Source organism: Ramlibacter tataouinensis, assembly GCF_027941915.1.
Lineage (GTDB): Bacteria > Pseudomonadota > Gammaproteobacteria > Burkholderiales > Burkholderiaceae_C > Ramlibacter > Ramlibacter tataouinensis_C.
The window spans coordinates 3,072,686-3,088,707 of record NZ_CP116009.1; the positions used below are offsets into that span (position 1 = coordinate 3,072,686).

Here is a 16,022-nt window from a genome sequence, read left to right on the forward strand (position 1 = left end):
CATGAAGAACGCCATCCAGGGCCGCAAGGTCCGCTTCGCCATCGTCGGCTGCGGCCGCATCGCCAAGAACCACATCGGCTCCATCCGCCAGCACGGCGACGACGCCGAGCTGGTGGGCGTGTGCGACATCGATCCCGCGGCGCTGCAGGCGGCGGTCAAGGAAACCGGCGCCAAGGGGTACGACCACATCGAGGCGCTGCTGGCCGACACCAACGCCGACGTGATCGTGCTGACCACGCCGAGCGGCATCCACCCCGCGCATGCCATCCTGTGCGCCAAGGCCGGCTTCCATGTGCTGAGCGAAAAGCCCATGGCCACCCGCTGGGAGGACGGCCTGCGCATGGTGCGCGCCTGCGACGAAGCCGGCGTGCGCCTGTTCGTGGTCAAGCAGAACCGGCGCAACGCCACGCTGCAGCTGCTGAAGCAGGCGGTGGAAGCGAAGCGTTTCGGGCGCATCTACATGGTGACGCTCAACGTGTTCTGGCAGCGGCCGCAGCAGGGTTACTACGACCAGGCCAAGTGGCGCGGCACCTGGGAGCTCGATGGCGGCGCCTTCATGAACCAGGCCAGCCACTACGTCGACCTGCTCGAGTGGCTGATCGGCCCCATCGAGAGCCTGCACGCCTACACCGGCACCCTGGCGCGCGACATCGAGGCGGAAGACACCGGCGTGCTCAGCTGCAAGTGGCGCAGCGGCGCGATGGGTTCGCTCAACGTCACCATGCTGACGTACCCGAAGAACCTGGAAGGCAGCATCACCATCCTGGGCGAGAAGGGCACCGTGCGCGTGGGCGGCGTGGCCGTCAACGAGATCCAGCACTGGGAGTTCGAGGACAAGCGCCCGGAAGACGAATCCGTCAAGGCCGCCAGCTACGAAACCACCAGCGTCTACGGCTTCGGCCACCCGCTGTACTACCGCAACGTGATCGACGTCATGCGCGGCCAGGCCGAGCCCGAAGTCGATGGCCGGGAAGGCCTGAAGTCGCTGGAGGTGCTGGTGGCGGCCTACCGCTCGGCGCGCGACGGCGTGCGCGTGAGCCTGCCGCTGGAGCTGTGATGGGCTACACCGCGCACCCCTCCGCCATCGTCGACGAAGGCGCGCAGATCGGCGACGGCAGCCGCGTCTGGCACTTCGTGCACGTCAGCCCGGGCGCGCGCATCGGCCAGCGCTGCTCGCTGGGCCAGAACGTCTACGTCGGCAACGACGTCACCATCGGCGACAACGTCAAGATCCAGAACAACGTGTCGGTCTATGACGCGGTCACGCTGGAAGACGACGTGTTCTGCGGCCCCAGCATGGTGTTCACCAACGTGTACAACCCGCGCTCGGCGGTCACGCGCAAGGACGAGTATCGCCGCACGCTGGTGAAGCGGGGCGCCACCCTGGGCGCCAACTGCACCATCGTCTGCGGCACCACGATCGGCGAGTACGCCTTCGTCGGCGCCGGCGCCGTGGTCAACCGCGACGTGCCGGCGTTCGCGCTGATGGTCGGCGTGCCGGCCCGCCAGGCGGGCTGGATGAGCCGTTTCGGTGAGCGGCTGGACCTGCCGCTCACGGGCGACGCCGAGACGGTCTGCCCGCATACCGGCGAGCGCTATGTCCTGCGTGCCGGCGTCTGCAGCCTGCAAGCCTGAGGGGAATCGAAAGAATGAATGCCGTGCTGAAACCATCCGCACCCGACAAGATCCAGTTCATCGACCTGAAGGCGCAGTACCAGGCGCTCAAGACCAGCATCGACGCGCGCATCCACAAGGTGCTGGACCACGGCCAGTACATCCTGGGCCCGGAAGTGGCGGAGATGGAAGCCCAGCTTGCCGCCTATACCGGCTCCAAGCACTGCATCAGCTGCGCGTCGGGCACCGAGGCGCTGCTGATGTCGCTGATGGCGCTGGGCATCGGCCCGGGCGACGAGGTGATCACCACCCCGTTCACCTTTGCCGCCACCGCCGAGATGATCGTGCTGGCCGGCGCCACGCCGGTGTACGTCGACATCGAGCCCGACACCTGCCTGATCGACGCCAGCAAGATCGAAGCGAAGATCACCTCGCGCACCAAGGCCATCATGCCGGTGTCGCTGTACGGTCAGGTGGCCGACATGGACGCGATCAACGCCATTGCGGCGAAGCACGGCAACCTGGCCGTGATCGAGGACGCGGCCCAGAGCTTCGGCGCCACCTACAAGGGCCGCAAGAGCTGCAACGTCTCGACCCTCGGCTGCACCAGCTTCTTCCCGAGCAAGCCGCTGGGCTGCTATGGCGACGGCGGCGCCATCTTCACCAACGACGACGCGCTGGCCAAAACCCTGCGCGAGATCCGCACCCACGGTCAGGAGCGGCGCTACTACCACACCCGCATCGGCGTGGGCGGGCGCATGGACACCATCCAGTGCGCCGTCATCCTGGGCAAGCTCGAGCGCTTCGAGTGGGAGATCGAGCGGCGGCTGGCGCTGGGCGAGCAGTACCGGCAGAAGCTGGAGCAAGCCGGCGCCAAGGTCAAGCTGCTGACCGTGCGCCCCGACCGCGACTGCGTCTGGGCCCAGTACACCGTGTTCGTCGAGGACCGCGAGTCGGTGCAGAAGGCGCTGGCCGAGCAGGGCATTCCGACGGCGGTGCACTACCCGCTGTCGCTCAACCGCCAGCCGGCCTACCGCGACGACGCATCGGCGGCGGAAACCGTGCACAGCCATCGGGCCGCGGAGCAGGTGATCAGCCTGCCGATGAGTGCGGATCTGACGGAAGAGCAGATGGACCGCGTGGTGGTGGCGGTCGCTGCAATCTGAGCGACGCCTCGGATGGAAACAAACAATACGGCGCGAAGCTTCCGGGACAAGTGGCACCGGAACACGGATCTGGTCTTCGCTGAAACCCTCCGGGAGGATTCGAGCATCCTGCGTTGGATTCTTGAGCGCAATGGATGGGGCAGCCTGGACGCGTTGCGGCATTCACTGCGTGGCCGAGGGCGAATTCTGGACGCAGGCTGCGGGAATGGGCGGGTGACGGCTCTTCTGCGCCGATGCACTGACCCGCAAAGCACGCAAGTGGTCGGAGTCGACCTCGTCTCACATGAAGTAGCCAGAGGCAATCTCGCCGATGCGCCCAATATGCAGTTCGGTCAGGCCGACCTTACGACTGACCTGACCCGACTCGGCCGTTTCGACTACATCTACTGCCAGGAAGTCCTGCACCACACCAGTGACCCGGCTAAGTCGTTCGGCAACCTGTGTGCCCTGCTGCAGCCGGGCGGCGAGATTGCGATCTACGTCTACAAAGTGAAGGCGCCGGTACGCGAATTGACCGACGACTACGTGCGCAGCAAGATCGCTGCCCTTCCATACGAAGAGGCGATGCGCCTGTGCGCGCAGGTCACGCAACTCGGAAAGGCACTCTCGGACCTGAACGCCAAGATCAGGGTTCCCGATGTCGAAGTCTTGGGGATCGAAGCCGGCGAGTACGACGTGCAACGCCTGATCTATAACGCCTTTGCCAAGTGCTTCTGGAATCCCGAACTCAGCACCGAGGCAAATGACTTGGTGAACTACGACTGGTACCACCCCCAGACAGCCACGCGTCACACGCTGGCCGAGGTGCGCGAGTGGTTCGCGCGCGAGGGCGTGGACATCATCCATGAACACGTGGACCCCTACGGCATCACAGTCCGGGGTGTCCGCGCCAACACCTAACACCATGGACCTGAACGGAAAGAAGCTTCTTGTCATCGGCGGTGCCGGGCTGATCGGCTCGCACACGGTCGACCAGTTGATCAAGGAAGACGTCGCAGAAATCCGCATCTTCGACAACTTCACGCGCGGCCGACTTGAAAACTTGGCGCAGGCAATGAAGGACCCTCGCGTGAAGGTGTTCCCGCTGGGGGGGGACATCCTGCACCGCGACATCCTGGATGCCGCAATGGAAGGCATGGACGGGGTGTTCCACTTTGCGGCACTCTGGCTGCTCCACTGCCACGACTACCCGCGCTCTGCCTTCGAGGTGAACGTGGGTGGCACGTTCAACGTGCTGGAAGCGTGCGTCAAGCACAAGGTCAAGCGCCTGGTCTACTCCTCCTCGGCTTCCGTTTACGGTGATGCCGTCCAGGAGCCCATGGACGAGGATCATCCGTTCAACAACAAGAACTTCTACGGAGCGACCAAGATCTGCGGCGAGGCGATGGCGCGGGCTCTGCACCATCGCTATGGGCTGCCGTACGTCGGCCTTCGGTACATGAATGTGTACGGTCCGCGTGCCGATTACAGGGGTGCCTACATCGCGGTCATCATGAAGATGCTCGACGCGATCGACGCCGGCAAGGGCCCCACCATCCTGGGTGACGGCACCGAGGCGTTCGACTTCGTTGCGGTGCAAGATTGCGGGCGGGCTAACGTGGCGGCGATGAAGGCCGACGTGGTTGACCGCTGCTACAACGTGGGCACGGGCATCCGCACCTCGTTGAAGGAACTCGCCGAGATGCTGGTGGAACTCACCGGCTGCAAGTACGGGATCAACTACGCACCTCGGAGCCAAGCCACTCTGGTGCGCAACCGTATCGGGGATCCGAGGCGCGCCAAGGCGGAGATCGACTTTGAAGCTGGGATGGACCTGAGAACCGGGTTGGAAGAATTGATTGCCTGGCGCAAGGCGCATATTGCCGAAGTGGAAGTGCGGCGTGCGCTTGCCTAGTGGCGCCGAACGGCTGGCTAGCAGCCTCGATGGGTGTGGCAGACACACTGGATTGATATGTGCGGCATTGCGGGTCTACTGAAGCTGGATGGCTCGACGGTTGACCCTATGGCTGTCGACCGGATGGGGCGCGCGTTGGCGCACCGCGGGCCCGATGGTGAGGGCAGATATGTCGAAGGCCCGATCGGGTTTGCCCATCGTCGACTCGCAATCATTGACCTCACCCCGGCAGCCGCGCAGCCGTTCTCGGATCCCAGCGGTCGATTCACGGTCGTCTACAACGGCGAGTTGTACAACTACCGTGAGCTGCGACGGGAACTGATTTCGCTAGGCCGCGTGTTCCGGACAGCGAGTGATACGGAGGTCCTGCTCGAGGCATTCAAGCAATGGGGTCCTGGAGCCGTCCAGCGATTCAACGGGATGTTCGCGTTCGCAATTTGGGACCGCGCGCAACGACGTCTCTTCCTGGCACGGGACAGGTACGGAGTGAAGCCGCTGTACACCTTCCACAAAGGAGGCGAATTCTTGTTTGCCTCCGAGCCCGTGGCGATCACGCAGCATGCCAATGCTGGCTCGGGTTTGGCTGTGGACGGCCTGGTTGAGTATCTGACATTCCAAAATTTCTTTTCGGACAGGACGATCTATAGAGACGTCCGGATGTTCCCTGCCGGCTGCTGGGGAAGCATTTCGCCGGAGCAAGGCGAACTTGTTGTCAACCGGTACTGGGACTTCAACTTTGTTGAGCAACACGAAGTGGGCAGCGAAGCTGAAACGTGCGAGCGTCTGCGCCTACTGCTCAACCAAGCAGTCAGCCGGCAACTGGTCAGTGACGTGGAGGTCGGCGCGTATCTGAGCGGGGGCATCGACTCCGGTTGTGTGACTGCGCTTGCGGCACGGCAACTTCCCTACCTGAAAAGCTTCACGTGTGGATTTGACCTGCACTCGGCAAACGGCATCGAGGTGGCGTTCGATGAGCGAGAGCGCGCGGAGCACATGTCGTACCTTTACAAGACCGAGCACTATGAAATGGTGCTGAAGTCGGGCGACATGGAGCGAGTCATGCCCAAGCTGATGCGTCACATGGGTGAGCCCCGGGTCGGCCAGTCCTATCCAAACTATTACGTGGCAGGCCTCGCGAGCAAGTTCGTGAAGGTCGTGCTGACGGGAACGGGCGGCGACGAGTTGTTCGGAGGCTATCCGTGGCGCTACTACACGCCTGAATCGGACGCCGACTTCGACTCCTACGTCGATGGCTACTATGGATATTGGCAGCGCCTGGTGCCGCCGGAGCTGATGCCGGAACTTCTGGCTCCAGTATGGTCGGAAGCCAAGCACGTCGACACCCGTGACTTGTTCAAGAGCGTCTTCGGTTCGCACCCGGCGCGCCTGCGCACGCGAGCAGACTATGTGAACAGCGCTCTGTACTTCGAGGCCAAGACGTTCCTTCACGGATTGCTGGTGGTCGAGGATAAATTGAGCATGGCGCACGGCCTGGAGTCGCGAGTTCCCTTCCTTGACAACGATCTTGTCGACTACGCCATGACGCTACCGGTTTCCATGAAGCTCGCTGCGCGTCACAACGAGAGAATCGATGAGAACATGGCGGGTCCGAAGACGGAGCAGTTCTTCCAGCAGACTCACGACGGCAAGCTGATCCTGCGTCAGGCGGTGGAAGAGTGGATGCCTAAGGTTGTCACGCAAGCGGCCAAGCAAGGCTTCTCCGCGCCGGATGCCAGTTGGTTCCGCGGCGAGAGCCTTGAGTACGTCAAGCGTTGTCTTCTTCGACCAGCCGCAAAGATCAACGAGGTTCTCAATCCCGCCGTTGTCGCAAGGCTGTTGGATGAACACATGACCGGCCAGCGCAACCGGCGCCTTTTGATCTGGTCGTTGCTCTGCCTGGAGCACAGCGACTTCGAGGCAGCGACCTGATGGCCAAGCTGCTGGTCGTTGGAGGAACCGGACTGATCGGCTCCGAGGTTGTCCGCCAGGCAAGGACACTGGGACATGTGGTCACGATGTTGTCCCGCGACGCAAAGGGCATTGATGGTCGCGTCATCGTCGGTGACTTGAGGCAACCGCATAGCCTAGAGGGTCTGTTGCGTGGAGAGCACTTCGACGCGATCGTGTACCTTGCGCAGGCCGCAAGTCACAACGCTTTTCCAGGCAATGCCACGGATGCGGTGGCAGTCAACATCTCTGCGCCCGTTGCGCTGTGCCAGTGGGCGGTGAACAGCGGTTGCGACCGATTCATCCTCGGCTCATCCGGGGGAATCTGCGGACCCGCGCACGGGCTCGAGCGAATCACCGAGAGTTCGGGCCGGCAGCCGCCAGAGAGGCTGAATTTCTATCTCTCGACCAAGGCGCGCTGTGAGGAGTTGCTCGTGGCGTTCGGTGGCCTGCTGAAAATAGATGTACTGAGGTACTTCTTCGTGTATGGCCGGACACAGAGGCCAGACTTCCTCTTTCCCAGGCTGATCGAAAAGATGAAGTCGGGACAAGCCATAGAACTCGCGGGGGGCGAAGGGCCTTGGCTGAATCCGATCCATGCCAGAGATGCCGCCTCGCTGACCATTCGCGCCCTTGAGTCTTCTGTGGGAGGGGTGACCAACGTGGCCGGCCTGGAGGACATGACGTTGCGTGCGTTGGTCGGCGCGCTCGAGCAAGCTGTCGGGACTCGTGCGAAGGTCGTCCCCACCGATGAGCGGCCTCCTCGCTTCCTTGCGGACACAAGCCTAATGCTGAAGAAGCTGGGTACGCCCGAAATCACGCTGGACAAAGGGATCGCCATGTCATTCGCTCAGGAGCCAAGAGAGTGAGATTTTGTGGACGCGAGCTGACAATTCAGGATAGCTCGGAATCGCTGGCGGTCGAGCAGGTCCGGGAGCGCGGCAGGTGCGGGCAGTTCATGCCTTTTGACGAGCTGCTCCACCTTCTGCGCGATCCAATTACAAAAGGGCCGCTTGTTAGTGGAGGCGACCACCTGACGGCCAATGGTCGCGTGTACCCCATTGTGCGAGGCAATCCGCACTTGTTCCCATGTGAGATGGACCGAGTGAGGGCGGCCCTGTCCCAGCCAGGGTTGCTCGACCGATTCCCAGATCTGCTGCCCATTGAGCAGTACTGTGCCTTCGGCCTCCTGAAATCGTCGGGCGCAACTAACCTCGACTACGCGGACCTGTGGTACGGACGGCATCTCCATCGTGCGAGCAAACTCCTGAGCAACGCGCGCGGGACATTTCTGGATGTGGGCTGCGACGACGCTTTCCTCAGCCGGGGCATGCTTGCAGACCAGGTTCAGTACGTCGGCCTGGAGCCTTCAGCCGGCTCTTCCGAGGGGCTGCGGGTTTGCGGGCTGGGTGAATTCCTGCCCTTCGCGGACCAAAGCTTTGATGGCGTCGGCTTCCAGACGTCGTTAGACCATGTATTCGACTACCAGTTGGCGCTAGCGGAGGCGCGCAGGGTGCTCCGCCCAGGTGGGCGCCTGTATCTCGCTACCTTGTTGTGGACCGACAAGGCGCAACTGTATACGGACACTGCACATTTCCATCATTTCAGGGGCGCGCAAGTCGAGGCAGTCCTGGCCGACGGATTCGAAGTTGAGCAAGTCGATGCGTACGTCTGGAAGGGAAATACCCATCGATTCGGCGTCTACATGACTGCGATTAAGAAGTGAGTAGATGGAAACGCAGAACTTCACGGAAGAGGAATATCGGCGGCTGCTGGAGCTTACCCAGCGGCAATATGCCTTCGCCTCGTACTTGACTGCTCCGGAGCAGCCGCACGTCATACTGCGCCATGACCTCGATACCTCCTTGCAGCGCGCTCTGGCGCTCGCCAAGATCGAAGCTTCTCTCGGCATTCGGGCAACGTATTTCCTGTTTCCAAGAAGCCTTTACTACAACCTGCTCCATCCCGAAAGCAAGGCGGTTGTTCGCCAAATCCTTGATTTTGGCCATGCAATCGGCCTGCATTTCGATGTTTCCATGGAGTACGAGCCAGAAGAGCTGGCGCCGCTTCTCCAGCATGAGAAACGGCTACTGGAGATCGAGTTCGGAAGGTCCGTCGAAGCCGTCAGCTTCCATTTGGCGGGAGACTTTCAGTCCCGACTTCCGTCCGAGCACGTGGTATGTGGGATGGTAAACGCCTACTCCGAGCAGATGCGGCTTGGCTACAAGTACCTTTCGGACTCAAATGGTGTCTGGAGATTCGAGAACTGGGAAGAGATTCTTGATTCGTCGAAGTACCCACGGCTGCAAATCCTCGTGCACCCGGAATGGTGGACCCCGCAATCGCTGACGCCAAAGCAACGCTTGCAACGCGCCATCGATGGGTACGCAAGGCGGATGGGAGGTTGGTACGACGAGGTGACAAGGGCCTATGGACGTCCCAACTATTGAAGAAGGTTCGGTGGTTCTTCGGCCGCTGACCGACGCGGATTCCGATGCGCTTTTCCGTTGGATCAACGACCATGACACCGTCGTTTTCAATGCGCCATTCGCGCCGGTGGAGCGTGAAGCTCACGAACGCTGGTTCGAGCGCGTCCGCGCTTCAACGAGCATTGCGATATTCGGGATCATGGAGCGACACACCAGAGCGCTTGTGGGCAGTTGCCAGCTCCTGAACATCTCGCCTCTGCACCGGAGTGCGGACCTGCAGATCCGGCTTGGCGAGCCGGCGGCACGAGGCCGAGGTCTGGGAACGGACGCAGTACGTGGACTTGTTCACTTCGGCATGACCCAGCTGAAATTGCACCGTATCGCACTCACGGTTCGAGCAGACAACGAGCGAGCGATCCGGGCTTATGTGAAATGTGGCTTCCAGAGAGAAGGGCTGTTGCGAGAAGCCGCCTTTATCGAAGGCCGTTTCGTGGATCTGATCGGCATGGCAGTGCTCGCGTCATGAGCCGCGTCACAGCCATTCACCAGCCGAACTTCTTCCCCTGGCTTGGCTACTTCGACAAGATCGCGCAATGCGATGTCTTTGTCGTGCTGGACGACGTCCAGTACCAGAAAACCGGCAGCAACTGGTCGAATCGGGTGAAGCTGCTTTTGGCGGGCGAGCCGCGCTGGGTCACGGCGCCCGTCCGCAGGCCGGCGCACGGCACGGCGAAGATCGATGAACTCTCCTGGGCGCAGGAGCCCTGGCGCGAGAAGTTGATGCGAAGCCTGACCATGAACTATGGCAGTGCCCGCTTCTTTCGGGAGACCATGGAGCTGATCGAGCCACTGGTGCGCAACGAAGAGCCGATGCTTGCGGCGTACAACCTGCGTGCTATCCGGGCCATCTGCGAAGCGCTCGGCCTGCAGCGGAGTTTCGTGCTTTCCTCCAGCTTCCATGTTGAGACCGCATCGAATGAGCGCCTGATATCGCTGTGTCGGCACGTGGGGTGCGACATTTACCTCACCGGTGGCGGCGCGCAGGACTACCAACAGGACGAGCTGTTCGTGAACGCGGGCATCCAGGTCCGCCACCAGGATTTCCAGCATCCGCGCTATCCGCAGGCAGGCTGCGGCGACTTCGTCCCTGGTCTGTCGGTCATCGACGCGCTCATGAATTGCGGAATCGACGGCACAAGAAAGGTGATGGGAGTTGCATGACGACTGCTGCACGCTCCCGCACGGCGCGAAGGACGCCACTCCAGTCATGAAGCAATGGGCACGCTGGTGCAGCGCAAAGCTGAAGAAGGCCGCTGCTGCGCTGCAAGGCTTGGCGGCCCCGGTGCTGAAATCGGTGGCACAGCCGGCCGTCCGTGTCGTCGAGGCGTCGGCTAGGCGTGCTCTGCGGCGGCTCGAGGCCATGCAGGCCGACCAGATGAAGGCCTTGGAAGGACACGCGGAAGTCCTGATGGACAAGCTGCACCGTACCGTAAGCGGCCAGGTGGCCTTTACGACGGGCCATGCGCACCTGCTGGGCGAACTGCAGCGCGCCAAGGCGCAGAAGGATTCTCGCCTGCTGCCCAATCTTGATCTCTCCGAGCGCGTCCGATCCATCGTGCGCAAGCACGCCGGTTTGCCCCCCGTTGTGACAGGTGACGAGGGCAAGAACGATCTGACGACGGAGTTGCGGTTCCTGTGGGACAACAGCGCCTTGGTCCGCCAGATGCTCGAGCTCTGTGCCGGACGACGCGTGCTGTACTCGGGGCAGTGCTACTACAACCATTGGTATCTCTCGCGCGAATTGCGCAAGCTTGGCTGGAGGGCGGATGTGCTGAACTGGGACCCGAATCCGGCCTCCCAGATCTATTACCACGGGGAGGACTTCCGCTATGTCGGGGTCCCCGAAGAAGATTTGCAGATGCTGCGATTCTTCGTCCAGGCACTCTACGGCTACGACGTTTTCCACTTCAGCAATGCCCACGGAATCAGCTTCGGGTCGGCACTTGCATCCATCGTGACACCGCTGTTTGGCGAGCGCGGCGAGATCTACCTGTTGAAGGAACTCGGGAAGAAGGTCGCCTACACGAACAACGGCTGTCTCGACGGCGTGTCGCAGACTGCGTTCTCGCGGTGGGGGCCGGATTCCGTGTGTGCGATTTGCCGCTGGCGAAATGAACCTGCGGTGTGCAGCGATGAGCTCAATCTGCGATGGGGCCGATTTCGCAACTCAGTGAGCGACTACCAGTGCCTGCTGGGAGGCAATCGGGTCGACTTCAACGACGATCCGCGGGTCCACGAATCGCCCTGGGTGTACTGCCTCGATCCGGATATGTGGAAGCCGGGCCTCGACATCCCCGAACCGTTCCGGATCGAGCGGCGCTCCGAAAAGACCCTGCTGCTCTACCACGCGATCGGGAACAAGCAGGACCGCACCACCGACGAAGGCGTGAACATCAAGTCCTCCCACGTGTACCTTCCGTTGCTACAGAAGCTCAGGGACGAGGGTTGGGACCTGGAGCTGCTGGAGCCGACCGGCGTCCCCAACAAGGACGTTCGTTTCATCCAGGCGCAGGCGGATATCTTCCTGGAGATGTTGACCTTCGGCTGGTTCGGCGCGAATGCGCGTGAAGCCATGATGCTGGGCAAGCCCGTCGTCTGCTTCATCCGGCCTGAATGGCTGGACAGTCTGCGGGAGGAACTGCCCGATTACGCGGATGAGTTGCCAATCGTGAGCGCGACTCCGGAGACCGTCGAGAGCGTGCTGGTCGATCTGATGGGCGACGAAGGCAAGCGCCGCGAGATCGGCCGCCGGAGCCGCGAATTCATGCTGCGCTGGCACTCCGCGCCGGTCGCGGCAGCCAAGTTCGAGGAGATCTACGGCCGGCTGATTGCCGGCGAGCCGCTGCTGCGCAAGACGGCGCATGGGGCTGGGCGGACGGCTCGGCTGGGTGACTAGAATCCGGCTCTTCTTTGCGGTGACGGGAAAGGGGCACCCAGTGCGGTGCGTGCCCGAGCATGCCTTGTACCTGCCTGCATTCACCCCTGACCTCTGACACACGCCCCAGCCGATGCCGCAACTGGCCGTTTCTGTAGAAGGCATTACGAAGCACTTTCCGAAGGCAGGTCGGCTACGGGTCCGGGAACTGCTCACAGGCTTGCCGCCCGAGAGGCGCTTCACCGCCATCGATGGCATCAGCCTGGACGTGCCGAAGGGCGAGGTCGTCGGCGTGCTGGGGCGCAACGGCGCCGGCAAGAGCACGCTGCTGCGGCTGGTCGGCGGGATCTATTCGCCGGATTCAGGCGCGATCGCGCTGAACGGCCATGTCGCGGGCTTGTTCGAGATGGGTGGATTCGGCAACACCCAGTTGACCGGCCGGGAGTTCGCCAACCGCTATCTGCAACTCTTCGGTGTTTCCCGGGCCCAGCGCGAGGCCGTCGTGGCCGAGGTCCGGGAGTTTGCCGAGCTGGGCGACTACTTTGATCAGCTGATTCGGACCTACTCGGCCGGCATGGCGGCCCGGCTGTACTTTGCGACAGCAACGGCGATCCCCCATGAGATATACCTGATCGACGAAATCCTGTCCGTGGGCGACGAGCATTTCCAGGCCAAGTCCTGGGCCCGCATGCGCGAGCGGCTGGCCAGCGGTGCGTCGGGCCTGCTCGTCACCCACGACTGGTCGGCCGTGATCCGGCTGTGTCGCGAGTCGAAGGTGCTCGAGCGCGGCCGGATCCTGCTTCAGGGGCGATCGGACCGCGTGGTCGCCGACTACCTGCAGCTGCCTCGGCCCGCCGCCGACCGCGCACGGCTGGCTGCCGCGCCGGGTGAGCGGCTGCAGGCGTCGAGCGGTCGCGCGTGCGCCCTCGATCTCGAACTCGAGATCCTGGCGCCGGGCCCGGTCGAGCTCGCTGTGTCCATCGAGGCCCTGCAGCTCGGAACGGGTTGGGAGCCCGTCATCCTGACCGAGTTCCAGCCCGTGGCCAGCTCTCCCGGACGCTACCGGGCGACCGTGCGCATCGAGGCACTGCCACTTCGCGCCGGCGAGTACACCCTGAACGTATTCCTGGCGACACCGCCGGATTCGTCCGGCGTGCGAGAGACCCTGGATGTGCGTGGTTGGACCTACGGCAACGCGATGACGTTGGCGGTGGACGGCGAGCCCGGAGGCGGCATTGCGCCTTTCGCGGTGCGCTGGACGGAAGTGGCCCGATGATGGCGCTGCACATCCAGGCTGAGCGGCTTGCCAAGGCCTACGACCTCGGACAGGGCGTTGCCCCCAAGATGGCGCTTGATGGCGTCAGCCTGAACATTGCCGAGGGCGAGCGAGTGGGCCTCATCGGTCGCAATGGAGCGGGCAAGACGACTCTGCTCCAGCTGGTGAGCGGCATCGCGCAGCCCACCGGTGGGCGGCTGGACGTTCAAGGCCAGGTCACCGCCATCTTCACGCTGGGCATGGGGCTGCGCGACGACCTGACGGGCAGGCAGAACATCGAGGTCGAAGGCGAGCTGCTGGGGCGTACCCGTGAGCAGACCGCGGCGCTCGCCGACGACATCATCAACTTCGCTGAGTTGGGTGAGTTCATCGACCGGCCGGTGCGCACCTATTCGACCGGCATGAAGGCCCGCCTGGCGTTCTCGACGATCGTCCACATCGAGCCGGAGATCCTGATCGTGGATGAGGCCTTGTCCGTGGGCGACGCTCGCTTCTCGGAGAAGGCAACCGCCAAGATGCGCGAACTGGCCGCGCGTGGTCGGATCCTGATTCTGGTGTCCCATTCGATGCGCGCCATCCAGGAGATGTGCACGCGCTGCATCTGGATGGACGAGGGCCGGGTGCGGATGGACGGTCCGCCCGCCCAGGTGACGCAGGCCTACCTTGACGAAGTCCATCGAGCCGACGAGGCGCTGCTTCTCGAACGCTTCCGGCGCGAAGTGACCGACGTTTCAGTGCGCGAGGGATTCCGTGTGGAGTCCCTCGACATGCTGGGCCACGAAGGCATTGCCGCGCTGTCACTGCAGACCGGAGAGCCGGCTGCCGTGGCCGTGCGCCTAACCGCCCCTGCAGGATTGCCGGTGCATGTGAGGCTACGGGTGGAGCGCCTGGACGCGCTGGATGTCCTCGACTCGGGCATGGATCTGGAGCCTGGTGCGGCCGGGCAGCGGGAGCTCCGGGTCGACTTAGGGTACCTGCCGCTCAATGCCGGCGTGTTCAAGCTGCGGATCGACCTCGAGTGCGACGGGAGGCCCGCGGCGACCCGCTCGACAGTGTTCGAAGTGCTCAATCCAAACCCGCTGAAGGGAGGCCGACCCATTCTGGTTGTCCCTGCGCGCTGCGACATCACCCCCCTGGCTCCATGACCCTGTTCGGATTCGATCGCCGCGACGCGGCCACCGTCTGGAATTTCTTTCGGATGTTCCTGCGCGACCGCTTCCTCGGCTCGCGCCTGGGCACCGTATGGGCTGTGCTCAACCCGGTGCTGATGCTGACCACTTACACCTTTGTGTTCGGTTTCGTCTTCAAGGCGAAGCTGCCGGGTGCGGACACCACGCTGGCCTATGCCACCTGGCTGATCGCCGGTTACGGTCCCTGGCTGGCTATCAGCGAGTCGCTCAACTCAGCGGCGCAGTCTGTCACCGGCAACAGCGGACTGGTGAAGAACATGGCGTTCAAGACCGAATGCCTGCCGCTGGCATCCAGCATGCTGGGCCTTGTGCCGCTCTCCATCAGCATCGTGTTCGCACTTGTGCTGCTGACGGTTGACGGCAACGCCCCCACCTGGCACGCACTGGCTGCCATACCGGGTGTGCTGCTGAGCTTCGCGTTCCTGGCGGCGCTCGGGGTGGGCCTTGCCGTGTTCACCGTGTTCGTCCGCGACTTCGCGCTGATCCTTCCCAACCTGCTGTTGATCCTGCTGTTTGCCTCACCCATCTTCTACCCGGTCGAGGCAATGCCGAGTTTGCTGAAAAACGTGGCGCAGTGGAATCCATTCTTCTTGATGGCCGAGTTCGTCCGGCAACCGCTGATGTTCCATGTCGTCCCGCACTGGAGCCAGTGGACGTACGTCGCCGCACTGACGGCGCTCATCGGCAGCTTCAACCTCATCCTGTTCCGCCGCCTCAAGGGCAGCCTTTCCTCCTTGCTCTGACACATGAAACAAGCTGAGATCGACGCACAGAACGCCGAGTTCTGGGACACACTGTGTGGAACAAGCCTTGCGCGGATGCTGAACATCGAAGACGGCTCACCGCAGTCGCTGCGCAAGTTCGATGATTGGTACCTGGACTATTACCCCTACTTGCTGAGTCACGTGCCGGTCCACGGGATGGGTGGCAAGGACGTGCTTGAGATCGGCCTTGGCTACGGGACGCTGTCGCAGAAGATCGCCGAGGCCGGCGCCAGGTACAGCGGCCTGGACATTGCGAGCGGCCCGGTCGAGATGGTCAACTCGCGGCTGACACAGAACGCACTGCCGGGGCGGGCCGTCCAGGGCAGCATGCTTCAGTGCCCGTTTCCGGACGAGAGCTTCGATTGCGTGGTCTCGATCGGCTGCTTTCATCACACCGGAGACACGCAGCGCTGCCTGGACGAAACCTACCGGGTGCTGCGCCCAGGCGGCCATGCATACCTGATGCTCTATAACCGGTTCTCCTGGCGCCAGTGGAACGATTACCCGGCCAAGACTCTTTCGGCAATGACTCGTGAGCTACTCGGCATCCGCGAGAACCCCAGCAGCACCGAAGCTCAGCGCGCCGCCTACGACACCGACACCAGCGGCAAGGCCGCACCCGAGACGCAGTTCTATTCCGTGCGGCAGATTCACCGGATGATGTCGCGCTACCAAAGCGTGAGCTGCACCAAGGAGAACTGCGACGACGAGGTGCGCAATGGCGTCGTGGTGCGCAAGCGCTCCGAAATGCTCGCCACTCGCGGCCGCAGGTATGGGTTGGACATCTATATCCACGCTGTGAAGTGA

16 protein-coding genes are annotated in these 16,022 nt (G+C 62.8%); all 16 read left to right on the forward strand.

All coding sequences use genetic code 11. The annotated features are described in order from the left end of the window. Position 1 precedes the first annotated feature (1 nt). A complete protein-coding gene (locus PE066_RS14680) occupies positions 2 to 1,057 on the forward strand; it encodes a Gfo/Idh/MocA family protein (RefSeq protein WP_271233272.1) in 1,056 nt (351 codons plus the stop codon). Further along, entirely contained in the window at positions 1,057 to 1,635 is a 579-nt protein-coding gene (locus tag PE066_RS14685; RefSeq protein ID WP_271233273.1) for an acyltransferase, read from the forward strand. Before PE066_RS14680 ends, PE066_RS14685 begins: the two co-directional genes overlap by 1 nt. 50 nt (positions 1,636 to 1,685) lie before the next feature. Next, complete coding sequence (locus PE066_RS14690) at positions 1,686 to 2,780, forward strand: DegT/DnrJ/EryC1/StrS family aminotransferase (RefSeq protein WP_271236587.1); 1,095 nt, start codon at positions 1,686 to 1,688, stop codon at positions 2,778 to 2,780. 12 nt (positions 2,781 to 2,792) lie between these two features. Further along, positions 2,793 to 3,680, forward strand: coding sequence for a class I SAM-dependent methyltransferase (locus tag PE066_RS14695; protein WP_271233274.1), 888 nt, complete (start codon positions 2,793 to 2,795; stop codon positions 3,678 to 3,680). A 4-nt stretch (positions 3,681 to 3,684) separates the two neighbouring features. Next, positions 3,685 to 4,674: an NAD-dependent epimerase/dehydratase family protein gene (locus PE066_RS14700; RefSeq protein ID WP_271233275.1), complete on the forward strand. Its 990-nt coding sequence runs from the start codon at positions 3,685 to 3,687 to the stop codon at positions 4,672 to 4,674. Positions 4,675 to 4,731: 57 nt separating this feature from the next. Then, on the forward strand, positions 4,732 to 6,603 hold the full coding sequence (gene asnB / locus PE066_RS14705) for an asparagine synthase (glutamine-hydrolyzing) (RefSeq protein ID WP_271233276.1): 1,872 nt from the start codon (positions 4,732 to 4,734) through the stop codon (positions 6,601 to 6,603). Next, positions 6,603 to 7,490: an NAD-dependent epimerase/dehydratase family protein gene (locus tag PE066_RS14710; RefSeq protein ID WP_271233277.1), complete on the forward strand. Its 888-nt coding sequence runs from the start codon at positions 6,603 to 6,605 to the stop codon at positions 7,488 to 7,490. The genes asnB and PE066_RS14710 overlap by 1 nt, the downstream gene beginning before the upstream one ends. Positions 7,491 to 7,726: 236 nt before the next feature. Then, a complete protein-coding gene (locus tag PE066_RS14715; RefSeq protein WP_271233278.1) occupies positions 7,727 to 8,347 on the forward strand; it encodes a class I SAM-dependent methyltransferase in 621 nt (206 codons plus the stop codon). A 4-nt stretch (positions 8,348 to 8,351) separates the two neighbouring features. Further along, positions 8,352 to 9,071 carry a hypothetical protein gene (locus tag PE066_RS14720; RefSeq protein ID WP_271233279.1) on the forward strand — a complete coding sequence of 240 codons (720 nt, stop codon included), beginning with the start codon at positions 8,352 to 8,354 and terminating at the stop codon, positions 9,069 to 9,071. After that, positions 9,052 to 9,576 (forward strand): GNAT family N-acetyltransferase, encoded by a 525-nt coding sequence (locus PE066_RS14725; RefSeq protein WP_271233280.1) that lies wholly within the window; start codon positions 9,052 to 9,054, stop codon positions 9,574 to 9,576. The genes PE066_RS14720 and PE066_RS14725 overlap by 20 nt, the downstream gene beginning before the upstream one ends. Next, positions 9,573 to 10,271: a WbqC family protein gene (locus PE066_RS14730; protein WP_271233281.1), complete on the forward strand. Its 699-nt coding sequence runs from the start codon at positions 9,573 to 9,575 to the stop codon at positions 10,269 to 10,271. Before PE066_RS14725 ends, PE066_RS14730 begins: the two co-directional genes overlap by 4 nt. A 46-nt stretch (positions 10,272 to 10,317) precedes the next feature. Next, a complete protein-coding gene (locus tag PE066_RS14735; RefSeq protein WP_271233282.1) occupies positions 10,318 to 12,006 on the forward strand; it encodes a glycosyltransferase in 1,689 nt (562 codons plus the stop codon). Positions 12,007 to 12,118: 112 nt separating this feature from the next. After that, the gene (locus tag PE066_RS14740; RefSeq protein ID WP_271233283.1) at positions 12,119 to 13,261 is read left to right on the forward strand and encodes an ABC transporter ATP-binding protein; all 1,143 of its coding nucleotides are present in this window, start codon (positions 12,119 to 12,121) and stop codon (positions 13,259 to 13,261) included. Further along, a complete protein-coding gene (locus PE066_RS14745; RefSeq protein WP_271233284.1) occupies positions 13,258 to 14,406 on the forward strand; it encodes an ABC transporter ATP-binding protein in 1,149 nt (382 codons plus the stop codon). Before PE066_RS14740 ends, PE066_RS14745 begins: the two co-directional genes overlap by 4 nt. Continuing rightward, a complete protein-coding gene (locus PE066_RS14750) occupies positions 14,403 to 15,194 on the forward strand; it encodes an ABC transporter permease (protein WP_271233285.1) in 792 nt (263 codons plus the stop codon). Before PE066_RS14745 ends, PE066_RS14750 begins: the two co-directional genes overlap by 4 nt. A 3-nt stretch (positions 15,195 to 15,197) precedes the next feature. After that, positions 15,198 to 16,022, forward strand: a complete 825-nt coding sequence (locus PE066_RS14755) for a class I SAM-dependent methyltransferase (RefSeq protein ID WP_271233286.1) — start codon at positions 15,198 to 15,200, stop codon at positions 16,020 to 16,022.

Excerpts from the sequence above, each read along its gene's own strand:
- PE066_RS14680 (WP_271233272.1), top strand. The coding sequence starts at position 2 with ATGAAGAACGCCATCCAGGGCCGCAAGGTCCGCTTCGCCATCGTCGGC.
- PE066_RS14685 (WP_271233273.1), top strand. The coding sequence starts at position 1,057 with ATGGGCTACACCGCGCACCCCTCCGCCATCGTCGACGAAGGCGCGCAG.
- PE066_RS14695 (WP_271233274.1), top strand. The coding sequence starts at position 2,793 with ATGGAAACAAACAATACGGCGCGAAGCTTCCGGGACAAGTGGCACCGG.
- PE066_RS14700 (WP_271233275.1), top strand. The coding sequence starts at position 3,685 with ATGGACCTGAACGGAAAGAAGCTTCTTGTCATCGGCGGTGCCGGGCTG.
- asnB (WP_271233276.1), top strand. The coding sequence starts at position 4,732 with ATGTGCGGCATTGCGGGTCTACTGAAGCTGGATGGCTCGACGGTTGAC.
- PE066_RS14710 (WP_271233277.1), top strand. The coding sequence starts at position 6,603 with ATGGCCAAGCTGCTGGTCGTTGGAGGAACCGGACTGATCGGCTCCGAG.
- PE066_RS14720 (WP_271233279.1), top strand. The coding sequence starts at position 8,352 with ATGGAAACGCAGAACTTCACGGAAGAGGAATATCGGCGGCTGCTGGAG.
- PE066_RS14725 (WP_271233280.1), top strand. The coding sequence starts at position 9,052 with ATGGACGTCCCAACTATTGAAGAAGGTTCGGTGGTTCTTCGGCCGCTG.
- PE066_RS14730 (WP_271233281.1), top strand. The coding sequence starts at position 9,573 with ATGAGCCGCGTCACAGCCATTCACCAGCCGAACTTCTTCCCCTGGCTT.
- PE066_RS14735 (WP_271233282.1), top strand. The coding sequence starts at position 10,318 with ATGAAGCAATGGGCACGCTGGTGCAGCGCAAAGCTGAAGAAGGCCGCT.
- PE066_RS14740 (WP_271233283.1), top strand. The coding sequence starts at position 12,119 with ATGCCGCAACTGGCCGTTTCTGTAGAAGGCATTACGAAGCACTTTCCG.
- PE066_RS14745 (WP_271233284.1), top strand. The coding sequence starts at position 13,258 with ATGATGGCGCTGCACATCCAGGCTGAGCGGCTTGCCAAGGCCTACGAC.
- PE066_RS14750 (WP_271233285.1), top strand. The coding sequence starts at position 14,403 with ATGACCCTGTTCGGATTCGATCGCCGCGACGCGGCCACCGTCTGGAAT.
- PE066_RS14755 (WP_271233286.1), top strand. The coding sequence starts at position 15,198 with ATGAAACAAGCTGAGATCGACGCACAGAACGCCGAGTTCTGGGACACA.